General features: G+C 66.4%; 19 protein-coding genes. 15 read left to right on the plus strand and 4 right to left on the minus strand.

From position 1 onward, the window contains the following. Positions 1-16: 16 nt before the first annotated feature. The 9 genes from OVA28_RS00370 (at position 17) to OVA28_RS00405 (ending at position 6,615) form a co-directional block, all read left to right on the plus strand. Positions 17-1,003, plus strand: a complete 987-nt coding sequence (locus tag OVA28_RS00370; protein ID WP_268095343.1) for an aldo/keto reductase — start codon at positions 17-19, stop codon at positions 1,001-1,003. Positions 1,004-1,007: 4 nt separating this feature from the next. Then, positions 1,008-2,258: an SDR family NAD(P)-dependent oxidoreductase gene (locus OVA28_RS00375; protein ID WP_268095344.1), complete on the plus strand. Its 1,251-nt coding sequence runs from the start codon at positions 1,008-1,010 to the stop codon at positions 2,256-2,258. Positions 2,259-2,319: 61 nt separating this feature from the next. Then, entirely contained in the window at positions 2,320-2,601 is a 282-nt protein-coding gene (locus OVA28_RS19080; protein WP_326493721.1) for an aldo/keto reductase, read from the plus strand. Then, positions 2,567-3,304, plus strand: a complete 738-nt coding sequence (locus OVA28_RS00380; protein ID WP_326493722.1) for an aldo/keto reductase — start codon at positions 2,567-2,569, stop codon at positions 3,302-3,304. The genes OVA28_RS19080 and OVA28_RS00380 overlap by 35 nt, the downstream gene beginning before the upstream one ends. 222 nt (positions 3,305-3,526) lie before the next feature. Next, a complete protein-coding gene (locus OVA28_RS00385; RefSeq protein WP_268095345.1) occupies positions 3,527-4,195 on the plus strand; it encodes a hypothetical protein in 669 nt (222 codons plus the stop codon). Next, positions 4,105-4,473, plus strand: coding sequence for a hypothetical protein (locus OVA28_RS00390; protein WP_268095346.1), 369 nt, complete (start codon positions 4,105-4,107; stop codon positions 4,471-4,473). The genes OVA28_RS00385 and OVA28_RS00390 overlap by 91 nt, the downstream gene beginning before the upstream one ends. Before the next feature lie 65 nt (positions 4,474-4,538). Further along, a complete protein-coding gene (locus OVA28_RS00395; protein ID WP_268095347.1) occupies positions 4,539-5,207 on the plus strand; it encodes a flavodoxin in 669 nt (222 codons plus the stop codon). Then, a complete protein-coding gene (locus tag OVA28_RS00400) occupies positions 5,204-5,335 on the plus strand; it encodes a hypothetical protein (RefSeq protein ID WP_268095348.1) in 132 nt (43 codons plus the stop codon). The genes OVA28_RS00395 and OVA28_RS00400 overlap by 4 nt, the downstream gene beginning before the upstream one ends. Beyond that, the gene (locus OVA28_RS00405) at positions 5,332-6,615 is read left to right on the plus strand and encodes an FAD-binding oxidoreductase (protein WP_268095349.1); all 1,284 of its coding nucleotides are present in this window, start codon (positions 5,332-5,334) and stop codon (positions 6,613-6,615) included. Before OVA28_RS00400 ends, OVA28_RS00405 begins: the two co-directional genes overlap by 4 nt. A gap of 339 nt (positions 6,616-6,954) precedes the next feature. Here OVA28_RS00405 and OVA28_RS00410 read toward each other — a convergent pair whose 3' ends face one another. Beyond that, entirely contained in the window at positions 6,955-7,218 is a 264-nt protein-coding gene (locus OVA28_RS00410) for a hypothetical protein (RefSeq protein ID WP_268095350.1), read from the minus strand. On the opposite strand from OVA28_RS00410, the gene OVA28_RS00415 reads away from it, so the two are divergent. Together OVA28_RS00415 and OVA28_RS00420 are read left to right on the plus strand one after the other, a co-directional pair. Further along, positions 7,189-9,513, plus strand: a complete 2,325-nt coding sequence (locus OVA28_RS00415) for an ATP-dependent DNA helicase (protein ID WP_268095351.1) — start codon at positions 7,189-7,191, stop codon at positions 9,511-9,513. The two genes, OVA28_RS00410 and OVA28_RS00415, sit on opposite strands and share 30 nt — an antisense overlap. Positions 9,514-9,543: 30 nt before the next feature. Beyond that, entirely contained in the window at positions 9,544-9,732 is a 189-nt protein-coding gene (locus OVA28_RS00420) for a hypothetical protein (protein WP_268095352.1), read from the plus strand. A gap of 228 nt (positions 9,733-9,960) precedes the next feature. Here OVA28_RS00420 and OVA28_RS00425 read toward each other — a convergent pair whose 3' ends face one another. Beyond that, on the minus strand, positions 9,961-10,866 hold the full coding sequence (locus tag OVA28_RS00425; protein WP_268095353.1) for a hypothetical protein: 906 nt from the start codon (positions 10,864-10,866) through the stop codon (positions 9,961-9,963). A 430-nt stretch (positions 10,867-11,296) separates the two neighbouring features. On the opposite strand from OVA28_RS00425, the gene OVA28_RS00430 reads away from it, so the two are divergent. Beyond that, positions 11,297-14,623: an RHS repeat domain-containing protein gene (locus tag OVA28_RS00430; protein WP_268095354.1), complete on the plus strand. Its 3,327-nt coding sequence runs from the start codon at positions 11,297-11,299 to the stop codon at positions 14,621-14,623. A gap of 679 nt (positions 14,624-15,302) precedes the next feature. On the opposite strand, the gene OVA28_RS00435 is transcribed toward OVA28_RS00430, so the two are convergent. After that, positions 15,303-16,331, minus strand: coding sequence for a hypothetical protein (locus tag OVA28_RS00435; RefSeq protein WP_268095355.1), 1,029 nt, complete (start codon positions 16,329-16,331; stop codon positions 15,303-15,305). 172 nt (positions 16,332-16,503) lie between these two features. Between OVA28_RS00435 and OVA28_RS00440 the strand changes: the two genes are divergently transcribed. Next, positions 16,504-16,815: a hypothetical protein gene (locus OVA28_RS00440; RefSeq protein WP_268095310.1), complete on the plus strand. Its 312-nt coding sequence runs from the start codon at positions 16,504-16,506 to the stop codon at positions 16,813-16,815. A 618-nt stretch (positions 16,816-17,433) separates the two neighbouring features. Here the strand turns inward: OVA28_RS00440 and OVA28_RS00445 are convergent. Continuing rightward, positions 17,434-18,045: an RHS repeat-associated core domain-containing protein gene (locus OVA28_RS00445; protein ID WP_268095356.1), complete on the minus strand. Its 612-nt coding sequence runs from the start codon at positions 18,043-18,045 to the stop codon at positions 17,434-17,436. A 260-nt stretch (positions 18,046-18,305) separates the two neighbouring features. Here OVA28_RS00445 and OVA28_RS00450 point away from each other — a divergent pair, with 260 nt between their 5' ends. Further along, entirely contained in the window at positions 18,306-18,800 is a 495-nt protein-coding gene (locus tag OVA28_RS00450) for a hypothetical protein (RefSeq protein ID WP_268095357.1), read from the plus strand. Between the two features lie 270 nt (positions 18,801-19,070). Further along, complete coding sequence (locus OVA28_RS00455) at positions 19,071-20,411, plus strand: hypothetical protein (RefSeq protein WP_268095358.1); 1,341 nt, start codon at positions 19,071-19,073, stop codon at positions 20,409-20,411. Positions 20,412-20,426: the final 15 nt, after the last annotated feature.

Here is a 20,426-nt window from a genome sequence, read left to right on the forward strand (position 1 = left end):
CGACGAAAGGAACCACATGCAGTACGCACGACTTGGCAACTCCGGCCTCCGCGTCAGCCGCATCGCACTCGGATGCATGAGCTTCGGCGACCCCGCCAGCGGACACCTGCAGTGGTCGCTTCCGCAGGACGACGCGCTGCCGTACTTCCGGCAGGCACTAGACCACGGCATCACCTTCTGGGACACCGCGAACGTCTACTCGTACGGCGACTCCGAGCGGATCGTCGGTGAGGCGTTGCACCGGTTCACCAAGCGCGACGAGATCGTCCTGGCGACCAAGGCGTACTTCTCGGACACCCCTGGCAGCGCGCCGGGCTTGAACGTCGCAGGGCTGTCACGCAAGGCGATCATGCAGCAGATCGACGCCTCCCTGACCCGGCTCGGGACCGACTACGTCGACTTGTACCAGATCCACCGGTTCGACCCGGAGACGCCCGTCGAGGAGACGATGGAAGCCCTGCACGACGTCGTCAAGGCCGGCAAGGTGCGGTACCTCGGCGCGTCCGCGATGTGGGCGTGGCAGTTCGCGAAGATGCAGCACGCGGCGGACCTGCACGGGTGGACGCGGTTCGTGTCGATGCAGGACCAGTACTCCCTGCTCTACCGCGAAGAGGAGCGGGAGATGTTCGGCCTGCTCGCGGACCAGGGCGTCGGGAGCATCCCCTACAGCCCGCTTGCGAAGGGCCGGGTGGCCCGTCCCGCCGGCGAAGGCACGAAGCGTTCGTCCGACGACCCCGTCGGGAACACCTTCTTTGCCGACACCGAACGGGACCGGCCGGTCATCGACGCGGTGCAGCGCATCGCGTCGGACCGCGGGGTGCCGATGGCACAGATCGCGATGGCCTGGGTGCTGAAGAGCCCCGTCGTCACCGCACCGATCATCGGCGCAACCAAGCCGCACCACCTCGACGACGCGGCCGCCGCGGTCGACATCGAGCTCACCTCCGACGAGCTCACCGCGCTCGACGAGCACTACACCGTCCGCGACGCAGGGGGATTCTGACCAGATGCAGCACCCCAAGGTGTGGTTCATCACCGGAGCGGGGCGCGGGTTCGGCCGGGAGTTCACGCTCGCGGCCCTCAGGCGTGGCGACAAGGTGGGAGCGGCGGTGCGGGACCCCGCCGCCCTGGACGCCCTCGTCGCCGAGTACGGCGACGCGGTCGTACCACTGCGTGTCGACGTGACCGATCGGGATGCGGTCAACGCGGCCGTCCTCCGTACCGAGCAGGTGTTCGGTCGCCTCGACGTCGTCGTCAACAACGCCGGGTACGGACTGTTCGGCGCAGTGGAGGAGCTCGACCCGGACGCGCTCCGAGCTCAGTTCGACACCAATGTGGTCGGCGTGCTGCACGTCATCCAAGCGGCCCTACCCGTCCTCCGACGGCAGGGCTCGGGGCACATCGTGCAGATCTCCTCGACCGGCGGTGTCGGCGCCTTCCCGACGCTCGGCGGGTACAACGCCTCGAAGTGGGCCGTGGAAGCACTCAACGACGCCCTCTCGCAGGAGGTCGCAGGCTCCGGCGTGCGAGTGACTATCGTCGAGCCGTCCGGCTTCGACACGGATTGGGGCGGACCGTCGGCGGCGACGTCCCGCGCATTGCCCGAGTACGACGACGCCCGAGCTGGCATGGACGAGTACCACCGGACTGCGCGGCCGGGGGACCCGGCTGCCGCCGCTGCTGCACTGCTCGAGATCGTCGATGCCGACCAGCCGCCGCTCCGCGTGCTGTTCGGTGCCGGGATGGTCGAGTTCATGAAGGGCCTCTACGAGGACCGGCTGCAGACGTGGAAGGCATGGCGGGACGTGACGGAACGGGCACAGGGACACACGCCGGCGGAGGGTGATCAGCACCACGTGCACGACCCCGAAGCTGCGCACACCAGGACGGACACCACCGAGGCCGAGCTGAACGACGCCTGGTGCGCGGTCAGCGAGGCGATGACGAGCAACGACTCCGAGCGACTCGGCGCGCTGCTCGCTGATGACTTCGTCCTCGGACACATGACTGGGTACGAGCAACCCCGCGCCGACTGGCTCGCCGAGATCGCAGCAGGAACCACGATCTACCACTCCGTATCGACCACCGACACCGACGTGCGGGACGTGATGCCGAGCAGCGGCGTACTCACCGCCCGGACGCACACCGACGTCACCATCGGGGGCGAGCGCGGCACGTGGCCGACGCAGTTCCGCGTCACGTTCACCAGAGTCGACAGCCGATGGGTGGCCACCCGCGCTGACGGCAACTCCTGGTGACCGTCGCCGCGGAGTGACTCCTCCCTCGGATTCGAATCGCCACAAGCACAAGGAGAACACCATGCAGTACACACGGCTCGGAACTTCCGGGCTCACCGTCAGCCGTATCGCACTCGGTTGCATGAGCTTCGGTGACGGATCACGCGGGATGAGCTGGGCGTTGGACGCTGATGCAGCGGAACCGCTGTTCCGGCAGGCGCTCGACCTTGGGATCACGTTCTGGGACACCGCGAACGTCTACGGGCTCGGCAGCTCGGAACGGAATCGTCGGCGAGGCCATCCGGAAGTACACCCGCCGCGAATCGATCGTGCTCGCAACGAAGCTGTTCAACCGTATGGGTGACGGGCCCGGTGAGTCGGGAACGTCCCGTCGCGCAGTGATGGAGCAGATCGACGCGTCGCTGACACGTCTCGGCACCGACTACGTCGACCTGTACCAGGTGCACCGCTTCGACCCGAACACGCCTATCGAGGAGACAATGGAGGCGCTCCACGACGTCGTCAAAGCGGGCAAGGTGCGCTACATTGGCGCGTCGAGCATGTGGGCATGGCAGTTCGCGAAGATGCAGGAAGCAGCTCGCGCCAACGGCTGGACCACCTTCGTGTCGATGCAGGACCAGTACTCGCTCATCATGCGCGAGGAAGAACGGGAGATGTTCCCGCTCCTCGCCGACGAGGGTGTCTCGAGTATCCCGTGGAGCCCGCTCGCCGCTGGTGTCACCGCACGTCCGTGGGGCCAGAAGAGTACGGCGCGTGGAACAGCCAACCCGGACACCGACCCGAAGGGACGCCCGCTGTGGATCCCGGAGGACCAGTCGGTCGTCGACGCAGTGGAGCGTGTCGCCCAGGCGCATGACGTCTCGATGGCGCAGATCGCGCTCGCCTGGGTGCTGCGGAACCCGGTCGTGGCGGCCCCGATCGTCGGCGCGACCAAGGAGCACCACCTTGCCGACGCCGTTGCCGCGCTCGACGTGGTGCTCCCCGACAAGGAGGTAGCCGCCCTCGAGGCAGCGTACGTCCAGCGACAGCCGACGTACTTCTCCTGATCGACCCTCCACGGACGGGGCCATCAACCGAGCAACCCTCGTGTCGATGGCCTCGTCTATGTGCGGACGTCGCGCATCCTGCGGCCGAAAGCCCACCGAAAAGGGTGTACCCGGAGTCCCTCCTTCACGATCTCCCCCGCCCGTACGTTCGTCAAGACAGCTTCGAACGCAGGCAAGGAGACCGACGGATGCGACGAGCGCGAACGATCACCCATCGGGAGCGTGCTGGCTCTCACCGGCATACTGCTCGCGGGCTGCACGTCGAACGGTGACGGCGCCAGGACCGTCGCCGAGGTCACCGCGACCGACACCCCCCGTGCGGCCAACCGCGACGGCGACTCCCCAGCGGAGGAGCAGGGCAGGATCACCCGCGTCGACTACCCGACCGACTACGACGGCGACGTGATCCGGAAGCACGCTCTCGTGTACACGCCGGAGGGGTACGACCAGGACGGCACCGACCGGTACGACATCATCTACCTCATGCACGGTGCCGGCGGGAACGCCGACAGTTGGCTCGGCAGGACCGGGGACGACCCCACCCGGCTGCAGAACCTTCTCGACAACATGATCGAGGACGGCCGGATCAACCCGGTCCTCGTTGTCACCCCTACGTTCTACCCAGACGACGACTCGAGCATGGACCTCCACTACGCGGGCGAACTCGATCGCCAGTTCCACCTCGAGCTCGAGAACGACCTCATGCCGCCGTGGAGTCCCGGTTCCGCACCTACGCGACGACCGCTAACTCTGAAGGCTTCCGCGCGTCACGCGACCACCGAGCGTTCGGTGGCTTCTCCATGGGCGGCGTCACCACCTGGTACACGTTCATCAACAACCTCGACGTATTCCGGTACTTCATGCCCATGGCGGGCGACAGCTGGGCCGTGACCGACAGCGGCGGACTCGTCGAACCCGAGCGCACCGCCGCTCAGCTTGACCAGGTGGCCCGAGGCTCAGGCTTCGACAAGACCAAGTACCTCATCCTCGCGTCCGTCGGCGGCAGCGACGGAACCATCGGGCAAATGCAGCCGCAGATCGACGAGATGCGCGCATTCCCCAACCGCTTCGACGACACCAACCTCCGGTTCACGATCGATGCGGGCGGCGGACACGACGACGACTCGTTCCTCCAGCAGCTCCGCACCTCCATCCAGCAGATCTTCTGACCTGCCAGCACCACCCACCCTGCAGCACGACGACGAGCCGCCCGACCCACCAGAAGGACGACACCATGACCGCTCCCACCCGCCGAACGTTTCTCTCCCTCGCCGCTGTCACCGCTGTCGGCGCTGTCCTCGCCGGCTGCTCCCGCGGCAGCACATCGACGGGTGAAGCCCTCGACGCACCCATCGAGGGTGGGCGGACTCTCGTCACCTACTTCTCCGTCCCGCTCACGGATCGACCCGAGGGTATGGACCAGGACGAGGAGAACAGCACCCACGTCGTCGACGGCAAGGTGTACGGCAACGTCCAGTACTTCGCGCAGCTCATCGAAGCGCGACTCGGCGCAGAGGTGTTCCGCATCGAGACCGCAGAAGACCTGCCCACGTCGTACCAGCCACTCGCAGACCTCGCACTCGAGCAGCAGGAAGCCGGCACTCGGCCAGAGCTCAAAGGCGGCATGCCCGACCTGGCCGAATTCGACACAGTCTTCATCGGGTACCCGATCTTCTGGTACGACATCCCGATGCCGCTGTACTCGTTCCTCGAGCAGACCGACTTCTCCGGCAAGAACATCGTCCTCTTCAGCGTGCACGGCGGCAGTCAGCTGTCTGGCAGCGTCGAAACAATCACGGAAGCGCTCCCGGACGCGACCGTGTCGAAGAACGCGTTCTCCATCTCGCGCGACGACATGGACGACTCCGAACCGCAGCTCCGCGAATGGCTGGACAGCCTGTGAGCCGCACGCTGAAGACCATCGTGCTCGTCACCGTCCTGGTCGTCGCCTTCGCCGCGCTCATCACCGTCAACCGCGCCCACATTCGCGAGGTCGGCGGCTTCGCATCGTCGGAGGTCGAGACACGGTGACGACGTTCCTCCGACGGCTCGGCTTCTGGGCCGCGACCGTCGTGTTCCCGCTTCCCCTGGTCATCCTCTACGACGTGTCCGCCCGCGAACCGGACATGCTGAAGTTCCCGATCGTGCTCGGTCTCACCGCGTACTCGTGGTGGCTGCTCGCGATCCTGCTGAGCCTACGGCCGCCGTGGCTCGATCGAGTCGTCGGCCTGCCGGCGATCTACGGACTACACGGCATGCTCGGCGTCCTCGCAGTCGTCCTCGCGCACTTCCACCGCACCAGCCTCTACGCCGGCGAAGCCCTCGCCGTACTGCTGGGCGACTGGAGCTTCTGGATCGCGCTCGGCGTCCTCTGCTGGTCCGTGTTCTTCATGAGCGGCTGGCTCGTCGACCGAATCGCGCTGCTCCTCCGGGCCAAACGCCTGGTCGAGCCGGTGGTGCGCCATCAGGTGTCCGTGTGGGTGCACCGGTTGAACCTCGTTGTCATCGGCATGATCTGGTTCCACGCGCACCTGCTGGTCCGGGTCAACCAATACTTCTGGTTCATGACGCTGCTCGACGCGTACACGTTGGTCGTCATCGGCCTGTACGTCTGGAAAAAGTGGATCGCACCGGACGGTTACCTCGCCGGCACCGTCGTCGCCAACACCGCCCTCGGCGACACGTCACGGGAGATCTCGGTGCAGCTCGACCGTCCGGCGACGGCGCTCCGGCCGGGAGACTTCTTCTTCACGCGCGTTGAGACTCGGGGCGTTGCACACAGAGACTGGCACCCCTTCTCCGTCACCGGCATCGATCAAGCAACGTTGACCTTCACGATCCGGCAGAACGGCGACCACACCACCCGACTCGCCACGCTCCCCGACGGTGCTCGGGTCCAGTTCGAGGGTCCATTCGGGCGCTTCGGCCAGAGCGCGGATCGACAGGACGCCGATCATCCCCTCGTCCTCATCGGTATGGGTGCGGGCGTCGCACCCCTATTGAGCCTGCTCGAGGCGCACCACACGACCCGTCCCGTGCACCTGTTGTGGTCAGTCCGTCGGGAGGGCGACGCATACTTCCGCGACCACCTCGAACACCGCGTCGCTGCCTCCGACGGTCGGCTCTCCGTCACCATCCGCGTGGGGCGCTTCCGGCAGGCGGACCTCGCGGCGACGATCCCCCACCGCGCAGTGCAATCCGGCGCGTTCTTCGTTGTCGGCCCGAACCCTGCTGTGCTTGCGAACCAACGGATGCTCCGCCGGCTGGGCGTGTCGGCCCGACGCATCCACCAGGAGCGGCTCACCATGTGAGCCGGACGGGTAGCGGACGTACGACCCCGACCACCGCGCCAGACTGGCTGTCGAGTTCGCACTGGCGCAACCACCAGTCTCGTCGAACGATCAAGGGGCTGGGCGCGAAGCAAGATGGCGTACTCAGCAAGTACACCCTGTTCGACACGGAACGATCCGCGATTCCATGGTGTACTTCACCACCACCGACGAGTGGCCCACGGTCAGGTTTGCTCTCCGGGAGCACATCGCCGCCGGCAACGAACCAGTGCGTCCGTAGCTGACCCTCGAACAGCCGCGTCGAGTCCGTACGGCACTTCGTGGTTCGCTCTAGCTGCACCGAGTGCGGGCCCGCTTACATCAGGGGGTGCGCTCCGCTAGCTCGCTGACGAAGGACGGGTTCTTCTCCTCAAGTTCGTCCGAGGCAGCCGTTTCCGCGGCGATCGGTATCCCAACCGCCAGCAGCACCGTCGTCTCCAATGCGAAGCCGGTGCTGTCAACGGTCGGGACGATGACGATGTCGCTTACCCCGCTCTGTGCGCCGGTACGTTCCGCCTCGACGACGTCCGCGCGATCGCTTCCGAGTACGGCGCCGTGGTCCGCGGCATCGGCGACGACCGCCAACTCTCAGCCGTCGAGGCCGGCGGCGTACTGCGCCTCATCGACCGCGAGGTCGGGTCCGTGCAGCTCGAGCACGTGCACCGGTTCGCCGACGCCGGCGAGGCCGAAGCCTCCCTCCGACTCCGAGACCCGATGCGCCCCGGGGACCCGTTCGCCTGGTACCAGGACAACGGCCGTATCGTCGGCGGCGACAGCGAGCGGATGACCGCCGCGGTGTTCGAGGGCTGGCAGCACGACACCCTCGCCGGCACCCGCTCGCTCATGCTGGCCCCGACTGCGACCGCGGTCACCGACCTCAACGCCCGCGCGCAAGCGTTCCGGATCTCCACTGGCGACGTCGACACGTCCCGCTCCGTAAACCTCCGTGATGGGCTCGCTGCGCACGTGGGCGACACGATCGTCACCCGCCGCAACGACTCGGACCTGCGGATCCAGGGCGGCCGCGACCGCGTCAAGAACGGCGACCTGTGGACCGTCACCGGGATCCGCGACGACGGCGCCCTCGACGTGGCCCACGCCGAGCACGGCGCCGTCATCCAGCTCCCCGCCGGCTACGTCAGCCGCCACGTCGAGGTCGGGTACGCCCGCACCATCAGCCGCTCCCAGGGCCTCACCACCGAGAAGACCCACGTCCTCGGCGACGCCACCATGAGCCGCGAAGACGCCTACACGGCCCTGTCCCGCGGGAAGGAGTCCAACCGGCTCCACCTCGCACTCGACGACGCGGCCACCGTCCCCGACGCCCTCGAGCAGATCGCCGCCCGTTCCGAGCGGATGCTCTCCGCCCATGAGACCATCCGTCTCGAGCAGGACCGCGTCGAGGACCTCGTGTCTCTCATCGACCAGCACGCGGACGTCGCCGTGCACGCGGACGAGCTCCGCGCCGGCGCGATCGTCACCAAGGCCCTCGGCGAAGAGCTAGCAACGTCCCTCGAGGGGCAGGAGTCGTGGGGTGCCCTCGCGGCGTCGCTCCGCCACGCGGAGGACTATGGCCACGACCCGATCGCCACGCTGCAGAGTGCGTACCAGCAGCGTGAGCTCGGCACCGCCGACGACGTTCCCGCCGTGCTCCACTGGCGGATCGAGAAGGCCCTCGAGGGAATCGGTCAGCCGACTGTCCGCGTCGTCGATCGCGAGCCCGTCGACGGCGTTCCGGCGTGGATCGCGGACGGCCGCCGCCACCAGGACGAGTTGCTGCCGGTCGAGTGGCGTGACCACCTCGCGGAACGGCACCACTACATCGGCGTCCGCCTCAAGGAGCGCGGCGCTACCCTCGCGCTCGAGCAGCCAGCGTGGACGCAGGATCTCGGCCGGCTCCCGTCCGAGCCGTGGCGCATGTTCGACTGGCACCGCACCGCGGCCGAGGTCGACGTGCTCCGCACGAAGTACCGCATCGACCCATCCGAGCCGCAGGCGATCCCAGACAAGCTCCGCGGCAACCCCGTCGCGGACCACCTGCAGGAGCGTGTGACCGCGCTCCACAAGGCGGCCGCGCTGTCGACGGCACCCGAGGTCACGGCGTCGACCCGAGAGCACTACGCCGCCTCCGCGGCCGAGAGCTCGGCCGCGGCCCGCACAGCGCTGCTCACGGCCACGGAGAGCACCCAGCAGACGGCGGCGACCGTGGTGGCCACCGCGTCCGACGTCGTCGCGGAGAGCGCCGAGCAGACCCGTCCCGAGATGGCCGTTGAGGGCGCTCCTCAGCCGTCCACCGCCGAAGCCGCACCCGCGGCCCCGACCGGCACTGAGACCACCCCTGTGGCCGCGGCGTCGCCCACCACCGCACAGGAAGGAACCACCATGAGCGACCCCATCGATGAGACCCTTGACCAGATCGGTCGGCATGCCGGCCGGACCGGGCAGACGATCAGCTCAGAAGTTGCCCGTCAGATCCAGCGCGCCAACGACGACCGGCGACGCGCTCTGCTCGACGCCCAGCGGAAGGTCGAACGCGACCAGGAGCAGGCAACGCGCGACGCGCAGCAGGTCGCACGTGAGGCGGCGAAGGAGAAGGAGCGCACCGACCGGCTTGCTGCCCGGTACGGCACCCCGAGCTCCACCGAGACGCCCGGCGCCACCACCACCACGACGACTGCCGAAGGCGTCACGTCCGCCGAGATGAGCGACACCACCACTGGCTCCACCCGGGCCGAGCGGGAGCGTCGCCTGCTCGAGGGCGCTGGCTACGACCCCGACAAGCGTGCGAGCGCAGAAGAGATCAAGGCGCGCGAGGAGAGGCGCCGCACCGAGCACCGCGACGCCACGCAGACGCGAGGCGACGAGGGCCTCGAGCGCTGACCCAGCACAGAGCGCGTCGCGTGGGTGCATGTGCAGCGCCTCGTCGGTGAGGAGGCCGACTGGTGGTGCAACCCGCTTTCGTCCGTCCGTGACATGGAGACGGCGGAGAAGCTGATCGAGATCTTCCAGTCCTCGGCCGAGTCCGCGGACGCGAAGCAGGACGGACGGGAGACGCTGGCGCGGCTGTTTCTGCGATGGCGGTGCTCGAGGCCCCGCTGAGCGCACCGGCTCCCTGGACGTCGGCGGACGGCTGCCCACCCCTCTGACGGCCATCCTCAATGGGGCGGCGAACGTCGTCCGCTGGCGTGAGCTGCCGGACAAGTACTCCTATTACGGCTCCCGCGGCATCATCCTGTCCACGTGCTTCCATCTTTGGAAGGGCGTCGGAATTGGGGGTGCCTCTTCTTGTAGGTCCCAAGGCGCGGGGACGGTTCTTCCGTCGCGAACTCACTCGTCGTGGTCGAGTGCGCCGAGCCGCCTGCGGACTTCGCTGAACACGCCGGCACCGACGACGATCGCGTCACCGGCGGAACCCCAACTCAGGAGGTACCAGCCGCTGCCGACCACCACAGCGGCGAACGTTGCCAGAGGGGTTCGTGCGGCCGCGCCGTAGAACCTCAGCGCATCGCGCACGCCGAGCAGGTCGAGGCTCTGCTCGAGTTGATTGTTGGTGACGGACAGAGCATCCCGCGCTTCTTCTGTTCGAGCCTCGAGCTCTAACTGCAGGGCCGGCTCGAGGGTCTGGAAGTCTTCGACGAGGGCTCCCGCGGCGGTCTGAACCTCGTCGTAGTTCCACCGGAGTGCGCCACGGGTCGCGAGGGCATCGGCTGCGCTGTCGAGGTGCGGAAGTAGCTGCGTTTCCTCCAGGGACGAGTAGAGGGAACCCACCGCGTCCAGCCGTGTGCCGGTCCGGCCGCCGTACCCGTCCAAGAGGCGGAGGCGATTGGCGTCGTACGTCGGCACTCGCATCGTGGAAAGTGCGTCCAGCGCCGGCAGCAGCCTCGCCGTGTCGATGGTCGGGACATTCATCCCGGCAAGCCCGGTCAGTGCCGGCATGAACTTGGACGGATCGACGGTCGGGACCCGGATGCCGGAGAACGCCTGCAGCGCCGGCATGAGCTTCGCTATGTCGATGGTCGGGACATTCATCCCCGCGAGCCCGCTCAGCGCAGGGAAGAGTCGCGCCGTGTCGATCTTGGGGACCTTCACGTCGGCCATCACCCTCAGCGCAGGGATGAGCCTCGCCATGTCCAAGGTAGGGACCCTGACTGCTGCCATCGCGTCGAGCGCGGGCACGAGCTTAGACATGTCGAGGGCGTTCGGTGTGTTCGGGTCGAAGCCAGAAGCGTTCACGTTGTCACTCTTCCACGAGCAGCCGACGCCAATGGGTTGACCTGACCGAGAGGCAATCCGTCGCGGCGGACGAGCCCTCGTCTCGATCGTGCTGAGCGCCTAGTTCGGGTATCGAGCGCCTCGCGACACAGCTGCGTCCCGGTCAAGGTGACAAGGAGACCTAGGGCAACCTGATAGCCTGTGAAATAATATATAGTAAAGGCTTGGTCAGGCGTCAGGGTCCCGTCGCTTCCGACCAGGAACACTCTTCCCCGTTTGGGGGGTCCCGCTTCGGGGGTGTTGCTCGGTAGGTTCCGACTAACCCTCATCTGAGCCGACGTCATGGTCGACGGGCGGTGCGGGCGTTTTCACGCCTTACGAGCGGCTGTCCTGGGGGACGCCGAGCTCTCACCGCACCATCTCTGTGTCGTCACTTGTTCTAGGGGAACCCGTGCTTCTTGCTCCACGCCGCCCTGCGGCTCACTCATCCTTCGGCTGGAAGGTCGCGCTCGTCGGGGCGGTCAGCGTCGCGCTCGTCGGGGGTGTCGCGCAGACCGCGCACGCCGCGATCCCGACCGGCCCCACCACGACGGGCCTAACCGGGTCCCGCCCGTCAGCCACGACACTGCCGTTCGCGGTGTCGGATCAGGTCGGCGTCGCCGTCGACGTCGCGACGGGGAACCTGAAAGTCATCACGGCCGGGCTGACCCTGCCAGGCGTGAGCGGCAAGACCGCGATCGCACAGACCTACAACTCCCTTGGGTGGCAGGCCGCGAACTCGAGCACGCAGCAGGCCGCCCACTGGTCCACCGGTATCGCCGGTGCCGGAACGTTCGCCTCCGGCGCATCCGGCTCTGTGGTCTACACGGCACCTGACGGTGCGACGTGGAACTTCCCTGCGGCGACGTCGACGACGTTCACCCCGCCGGCCGGGTTCCTCCGGACGCTGACGGCGTCAGGCACCACCAACCCGATCTACACGCTGACCGACCCGGCCACGGGGCAGATCATCACCTCCGACGTCAACGGGCTCCCGGTATCGGTCAAGGACCGCAACGGCAACACCGTCACGATCGCCAACACCTCCAACGTGCCGACCTCGATCGTCAGCACCGCCGGCACCACGGGCGCACGTACTGGGAAGGGCGCATATGACGCGACGGCCCGGACGTACACGCTCACCCAGACCGTTTCTCCCGGCATCCGCGTGGTCAAGTGGGTGAAGGACGCCAACGGCAACCTGACCTCCTTCACCGATGCCACCAGCAAGACCACCTCGTTCACGTACTCGGGCAGCGACCTGACGGGAATCACGAGCCCGACGGGCGCCACGACGACGATCAGCTACTCCGGGACCACCCACAAGGTGGCTCAGGTGGTGCAGTCCAACAGCGTCGCTGGTGCTGCGGGTGATGCCACGACCAGGCTCAGCTACGCGTCGACGACGTCGACGCTGGTCGCGAGCCCGAACACGGACACCGCGTCCACGGTCGCCGCGGTGCCGCACACGACGTACACGGTCAACCCGACGCAGCGCCTCGTGACCGCGGTCACTGACGCTGCCGGCCGGGCACGGTCGAAGACGTACAACGCGAACTCGCAGCCGACATCGTCGACGACCGGGTCCGGTTCCACGCCGACCTCGACCGCGGAGTACGGGGCGAACAGTGGTCAGTCGCTGACGAAGGTTGCTTCCGCTGGCGGCGCGTCGCAGTCCCTGGGCTACAACGCCTCCCCGGCGGCTTCTGCCTACCTGCCCGCAACGAGCACCGATGACGCCGGCAATGCCACGCAGCTCGGGTACGACGGTGTTGGGAACCCGACCACCAGTGCCACCGGGTCCGGTGCCACCGCGGCGACCTCGACACTGGTCTACACGGCCGGTCAGGTCACCAGCGCGACTGCTCCCGGCAACGGGACCAACAAGACCACCTACAGCTACACGAACAAGCAGCTCACCGGTGTCACCCCCGTCACCATCACCCCGACCGCTGGATCCGCAGCCCTCGGTGCTCGCACCTACTCGTACGAGCTCCTGGGACGGATCGCCTCCGCAACGGACGGTGCCGGCCGGACCACGTCCTACACGTACGACCGAGACAGCCGAGTGCTGACCACCAGCTTCTCCGATGGCACCCCGACCGTCACGAACACCTACGACGCCGTCGGCAACCTGCTCACCCAGGCATCCGGGGGTGGGACGATCACGAACACCTACGACCAGCTCGGGCACCTCCTCACCACGGCGAACACGGCGAACGGTTCGGTCAGCTACGGCTACGACAAGGCCGGCAACCAGACCTCCTACACCGGCCCCGACGGCACCATCACCTCGGCGTACGACGACTCGGGTGTGCTGACCTCGACGACGACCCCGTCGACCTCGAGCGCCGGCACGCAGCAGTTCCACTTCATCACCGACAGCAACGGCCGCCGCACCGACACGTACACGGACGCCAACGCCGACAACAGCACCTGGGCCAGCCACATCCACACCGACTACGACGCCAGCGGCCGCCTCACCGGCACCCAGGGCTTCGTCGGCCCGTCCTCGGCCGACAACCGGAAGATCTACGACCTCTTCTACTGCTACAACACCACCAGCGCCGCACCCACCTGCGGCACCACCACCACCAACGACCGCTCCAAGGTCCAGTGGGTCGTCGACATCATGACCGGGCAGACCACCACCTACACCTACGACAACCGCAGCCGAATCACGAAGGCAGTCACTGCCGGCGGCGGCACCTCGACCGCGGGTACGTGGGACTACACCTACGACATCCGCGGCAACCGCACCAGCTCGAAGTTCACCGACAGCAACGGCACCGTCACGAGCAACCAGTCCGTGAGCTTCAACGCCGCGAACCAGATCAGCACCGCCGGATACGCGTACGACGGCGCCGGGAACCTGATCGCAGCACCGGAGTACACGTTCACCTACAACGGTGCGGAGCAGATGACCTCCGCCGTGCACAACGGCTCCCAGACCACGACGTACACGTACGCCGGCGCTGACCAGAAGTCGCTGCTCTCCCTCTCCACCACCGGCGGAGACACGAGGACGTACATGTACGGGCGGCCGGATCAGAGCGGCAACCCGACCCTGGTCACCTCCGCCCGCAACGGGCAGCGCGCGAACGTGGTCAATGATGCCAAGACCGGGCAGCCCATCGCCCTGGCCACCCCGTCGTACGTCACCGGCCTCTACGCCTACGACGGCACCGGGAACCTCTTCGCCCTCCTGGTCGACAACCCCGCCGCGTTCTCCAACACCGTCGACCCGTACGGCACCGAGACGGTCAGCTACAACGGTGGCGGAGACGGACTCCCCGCCAACCCGTTCGCGTTCAAGGCCGGCATCGATGACATCGCCACCGGGCTCGTGAAGTTCGGGCTCCGCTGGTATAACCCCTACACAGGTTCCTGGATGCAGCAGGATTCCATTGATGCGCCGCTCAGTGCGGGGAATGCCAACCGTTATGCGTTCTCCGGTGGTGACCCGATCAATAATTCCGACGCAACTGGGCGCAGCTATCTTTCGGCTCTTGCAGAGGTCATTCAAGCAGTGGCAGCTGGAAAAAGCGCAGGGGAAGCGTTGGATGGGCTTAGCAGTTCTGAGGCGTTGGCCCTGGCGCAAGGGACGGCTGCGGAAGTCGGTTGTGTTGGCATTGCGCTCCTCGCGGGTTTTGCATCTGCTGGTATCGGAGCCGTCACTGTTGGTCTATTCTGTTCACTGGTGAACGAGACCGTTTCCCGATATTACGATAGCCTATAAGTCTAAAGGAGACTCAAATGGGTCCCGTTGGAATTCTCTACCGATGGATTACTCCGATAGTTCTAGGTTTAGTCTCGGTGGGCTTGCTGAGTCTTGGGGTTTACCGAATCAACAGATTTGGTGCGGATGACACTCTCATCAAGCTAGTAGTGGTCTCCAGTGTTTCTGTTGTGTTGTCTGTCGCCCTGTTCGTCGCAGCGCAGATAATTCATCGGAGGGCGTTGCGCCACATCATGGATGAGGCCGATCGAAACGACCGAGACTGACCTGCGAGTGGAGAGGGTCGCGATTCCGATCGTCACCCTCTCCACGCGCTTGTCGGTCTGCGCGGTCGAAGAAAAGACCCCCCTCGGTGGTGACCTCGGGGGAGTCGAACGGAAGAGCGCGCGGGTAAGCCGCTGCCCCTGATGCCTATCGCCCGTCGTAGGCCAGCGCTGGCGACGAGTACGTCGACCAAACACGTAACGGCGGCGTCGGCGGTTAGTAGCCGACGAACCAGCAACGGCCCTTCCTCGTCGGGGAGGGCCGTCGCCCATTTCGGAAGCGGTTTGACTACCCGCAGACTCCGCTGAGCGCAACCAACGTTCTAGAATCTGCCATAACATACATTATCGGCGTAATGGACGGCGCCATGCTCGCTCTGACGCAGATGGAGGCATAACCAGCCACTGACATGGCGCTAATTGCGGTTGGCCTGTTCCTCCACGCGCAGAAGGTCGGTGGCGAGCATGTACACCCAGGACACACACGACTCCACTTCGGCATGGGAGAGGTCTGCGTGCACACCTTTGCTCGCCAGGTCGTCGAGCGACTTCAACCGCGTCCCTAGGCTCAGAAGGTTGGAGGCGAGGAGGTCAGCATGTGTTGAGCGACCTCTCTGCTGCAGTACCCACGTCGTCAGCCGGTTCCGGTAGTGATCATCGTCCATCGAGCGAACTTCGCCGTCGTCTCCGGTGACGGGAGGCCCTGGAGGGTAGAGCGCATCGGCGAGAGCCTTGATGGCACGTCTGCATGACGTCGCCGCCTGGCTCACGGCCTCTCGCTCGTGGTCTGCTGAACGTGCCTCAGCGGCTCGGAGTGCATCGAGAGCGTTCGGCGCAACTCTGGCGAGCTCCTTCTCGACGAAAGCTCGCCCCCTCGCAACTGAGTCGGGTACAGCCTCGCCAGCGAGGATCTGCGCTTCAGCGTCGAGGACGTAAATATAGGCCGCATCCTTGATCCGCTCGAGCATGCTGCGGCGTTCCGACACGGGCATGGACAGCGTCGAGCGCACCTTCTGGCGGTCGAGGAATGCCAGACCGGTGTCGAGCGGGGTCATGCCGAACGGGATCTCGTCGTCGTGGATGGTCATCAACGACGAGAGGGACGACTCGAGGCCGGCTACCGAGGGAGCTAGTACGGCTCTCTTGCCGTCGAGGTCCATCGTGCGTCGCGTTTGGAAGGATTCTGCTGCAACTTCCCACCGACGCTGAGCTCCCTCCGCGCCAATTTGTGCGGTGAGGCGTGCAAGCAGAGCCCGGTTCCGATCCTGACTGGAGTCGTCGATGCCCTCCACCTCCATACGCAGCCAGAACTCCGCGACGGTGTCCTGCCGGAGCATGGCGACACGCAGTGCGGCGCGGGTGATCACGCTTGCTGGTGCGTTCGCGGCGACTGCGGTTAGAGCGTCGTCGATCGCTCGCCCGATCCGTTCAGATGGTGGTTCCACCCATCGAGGATAACCCTTGGCATGGACGTTCGAAATATTGTATATTGCTGGCGTGGCCAAGTGACGGTTGTTGTCCACATCATGCAACCTGCGTGAGCACGGATCAGCGTCCTTTCTAGGGTGAGTCAGTAGGGATCGATCGCGTCCCGTTAGGCCCGGACGGAGGATCGTCATGAAGCACCTCGCCTACGGGTCGTGGACGGTCCTTGTCTCAGACGACGTTGCTGACGCCGTGCTGCACTACTCCGCAGTGCTCGGCCAGGTGCGCTCGAGCGACGTCGTCGATGTTCCGACCATCGATGACAACGGCTGCGCTGCGACGGCGGGCTTCGTCCTCGGCACGGGAATCCCTGTGATGGCGATGCAAGCCTCGGACGATGTCCTCGAAGAGACGTTTCCAGTGTTCATCGACGAGCTCACGGCACGGATCGCTTCTATCCTCGCCGGCGGCTCTCGACTCCGCGGGGCTTCTGGAACGGTCTGATCCGACCTATAGTGACGTCGGAAGTGCGCCATAGCGCCGCCGATGTTCGCCCGAGTCGCCCTGAGCACGACCGATGGAGCCTTCGCTACCCAGATGCGCCGGTAGTCGATCCTCCACCGGGGCTGTGGCTCCATGCTTAGGGCCGAAATTATGCTTCCTTCCGGCGCCGAGTCACGCCCCGATTCACGAACGACGCCCTTCGAACGCGGGAGCGATGTGGTCCTGCGGAGTGTGCGCGACTTCGCCGGCCGCGGTCGTACGGTCGGGTTCGCGGTGGCGGGCACCGTACTGGCCCGCGAGCGCGTCACGATGGACGATCGGTCACAGGACACGTCAGATCCGGTCGTTGTTGACCGTGTGCGCCAGCTGGTGGCCCATGGTCGGCATCCTACTTACCGTTTCGGCCGGACTTTAGTGCGCGGACGCGGATCCAGATAAATGCGCTTCCCCAGACCAGGAAGATGAAGGCCAGGGTAATAGATATGCCCCTATACCGACCCCAATTTTCGTTCAAGAGTGGTAGTGCAATGAAAGCAACAGCCAAGAAGTAAGTGCATATTGTGACGACTAGGCTCAGTGATGCCCGGCGTTGAGAAGCAGTTTTTTTCATGATTATCCTTATGCAAGGAAGAGCGCCGCTCCTCCGACGGCAATTCCCGATCCTACAGCTCCAATGACGGCGCCTTGCCAAGCGCGGGTTCCGATTTGCCCTGGGCTTTCACCCTCAAGAACGCCAACAGACGCGTTGCCCGCGGCTGTGCCGACAGTAGCCCCGGCGACGGCGCCAAGAGCACATCCGGTTCCAAGAGACTCGAGCCCAGTCGCGACGCAGATGGAACCCGCAACTGCGACTCCGACCACTCCCCCAATGATCGTGCTAGCAAGGTCCTCGCCGAATCCACGTCCGGCCGGGTCGGAGTAGTTCACCGGGTCTCCCCCGGCATAGGCATACCGGTTGGCGTTCCCAGGGCTAAGGGGAGCGTCGAGGGTGTCACGTTCAATCCACGCCCCCGTCGATGCAGCTTGCCAGCGCATGCCGAACTTGGTGAGGCTGGTCGCGGTGTTGCTGGAACGGATGCCGGTCTTAAACCCGTATGGGTTCTGCTTCCACTGCGCGCTGGTGTCGCCGAATGTCACGGTCTCGCCGCCGTACGGGGAGTACTTCACGGTGTATGCCTTGGTGCCCTGGTCGGTGATGGCGGCGGCGGGGTTTCCGATGCCGTCGATCACGAGCCTCCGCGGCCGAGAGCTCGGCCGCGGCACGCACAGCGCTCCTGACGGCCACGGAGAGCACCCAGCAGACGACGGCGACCGCGGCGGCCACCGCGTCCGACGTCGTCGCGGAGAGCGCCGAGCAGACCCGTCCCGAGATGGCCGTTGAGGGCTCTCCTCAGCCGTCCACCGCCGAAGCCGCACCCGCGGCCCCGAACGGCACCGAGACCACCCCTGTGGCCGCGGCGTCGCCCACCACCGCACAGGAGGGAACCACCATGAGCGACCCCATCGACGAGACCCTTGACCAGATCGGTCGGCATGCCGGCCGGACCGGGCAGACGATCACCTCAGAAGTTGCCCGTCAGATCCAGCGCGCCAACGACGACCGGCGACGCGCTCTGCTCGACGCCCAGCGGAAGGTCGAACGCGACCAGGAGCAGGCAACGCGCGACGCGCAGCAGGTCGCACGTGAGGCGGCGAAGGAGAAGGAGCGCACCGACCGGCTTGCTGCCCGGTACGGCACGCCGAGCTCCACCGAGACGACCGGCGTCACCACCACGACGGCTGCCGAAGGCGTCAAGTCCGCCGAGACGAGCGACACCACCGCTGGCTCCACCCGGGCGGAGCGGGAGCGTCGCCTGCTCGAGGGCGCTGGCTACGACCCCGACAAGCGTGCGACCGCAGAAGAGATCAAGGCGCGCGAGGAGAAGCGACGCACCGAGCACCGCGACACCACGCAGACGCGAGGAGACCAGGGACTTGAGCGCTAACCCAGGAAACGGTGATGTGCGCCGCCGCGACCCGACCTACGTCCTCGTGTCGCGAAGACCGCTGGTCGGCGCAGGGCTTGACGTCGGTGCTGGGCGGTGCGTGCCTCGTTAGCGAACCTTCGCAGCCTTCGAGCTGCCGGCGGACGTCGGTGCGACGGTACGGGCATACTCAGATTGGACATGAGACTGCGCGAAGGAAACGACCGTTGTGCGGTCCGGACCCCAGGTGCCCCCATTGCTGCGACATTGACGCGACGGCACCGGCTGAGTGTGCCACTGATCGGACTCGTCGTTGCCGTCGTCGTCGTCGTCGCTGCCGTCGTGGTCCCTGGGCTCACCGGGTGGCGTGTTCATGTGATTGCCTTCGCGCCGTTGCACGCTCGGTGGGATCCGCGCATCGGGCCGGGAACGCTTCCCGCGGTCCTGCTGGCGGTAGTTGTGTTCTCGTTCGCACCCCACGCTGTCAGGAGGCTTCCGTGGCGGGCATTGGTCGTCGTTGCGTTCGTGACGACTGTTGCCTGGTTTGCAGCGCTGGCGTTCGTGGACGGTACGGCGGGAATTGGGCGCATCCTCGACACCGGCTACGAGTACCTGCGGACGGCTCGTGCAGTTGCTGACCGCCCCTTCGCTGCGACCCTCGACGGGTACATCCCACGGATTGTCGGCGGTCCGGGTAAATGGCCGGTTCACATTGCCGGTCACCCGCCGGGGGCACTGCTGTTCTACGTCACGCTCGTGCGCCTTGGTTTCACCACAGGTCTCGCTGCGGGCTGGGGCACGCTGATCGTCGGGGCCACTGCACCGGTGGCGGTGCTGCTGAGCATGCAGACACTCGGTGCCGAGTCCGCGGCACGACGGGCGGCACCGTTCCTGGTCGCCGGGCCCGCCGCGATCTGGTCAGCGGTCTCAGCGGATGCGGTTTTCGCTGCTTTCGGTGCTTGGGCGGTGTTCGTGCTGGCCGTCGCGGTGACGAGACGCAGCCGGCGGGGAACCGCCGCGTTCGGGGTCGTGTCCGGAGTGCTGTTCGGCTGGTGTGTGATGCTCTCCTACGGCCTGCCGTTGCTCGCCGTGGTCGCGGTGGCGGTGATCTGTTCCCGCGGATCCTGGCGGGTGATCTGGTGGGTGGCTGCTGGCGCGATCGTCGTCGTCGCTGGGTTCGCCCTGTGGGGATTCCCGTGGTGGGAGGCCTACCCGGTGCTTCGTGAACGGTACCTGAACGGCGTTGCGCACAAACGTCCCATCGCCTACTGGGCGTGGGGGAACCTGGCCGCGTTCTGCTGCAGCGCGGGACTTATCGTCGGTGCAGTCATCGCGCAGGTCATCGCCGGGGTCGCTGGTGCTGGGCCGCGCGCCGGTGAGTCGCCTCGCTTGCGGTTCAGGTCACCGGAGCGGTCGGTACCGCTGCTCCTCGGCGCAGCAGGCATCACGATGATCCTCCTCGCCGACCTGTCAGGAATGAGCAAAGCCGAGGTTGAGCGCATCTGGCTCCCGTTCGCGCCGTGGGTGCTGGTCGGCACCGCACTCCTGCCTAACCGTTGGCGCCGCGTGGGGATCGGTGTCCAACTCGTATGGGCGCTTCTTCTCCAACATTTGCTCGCCACTGGCTGGTGAAGTGACTATGTGTGG

Source organism: Curtobacterium sp. SL109, assembly GCF_026672405.1.
GTDB lineage: Bacteria > Actinomycetota > Actinomycetes > Actinomycetales > Microbacteriaceae > Curtobacterium.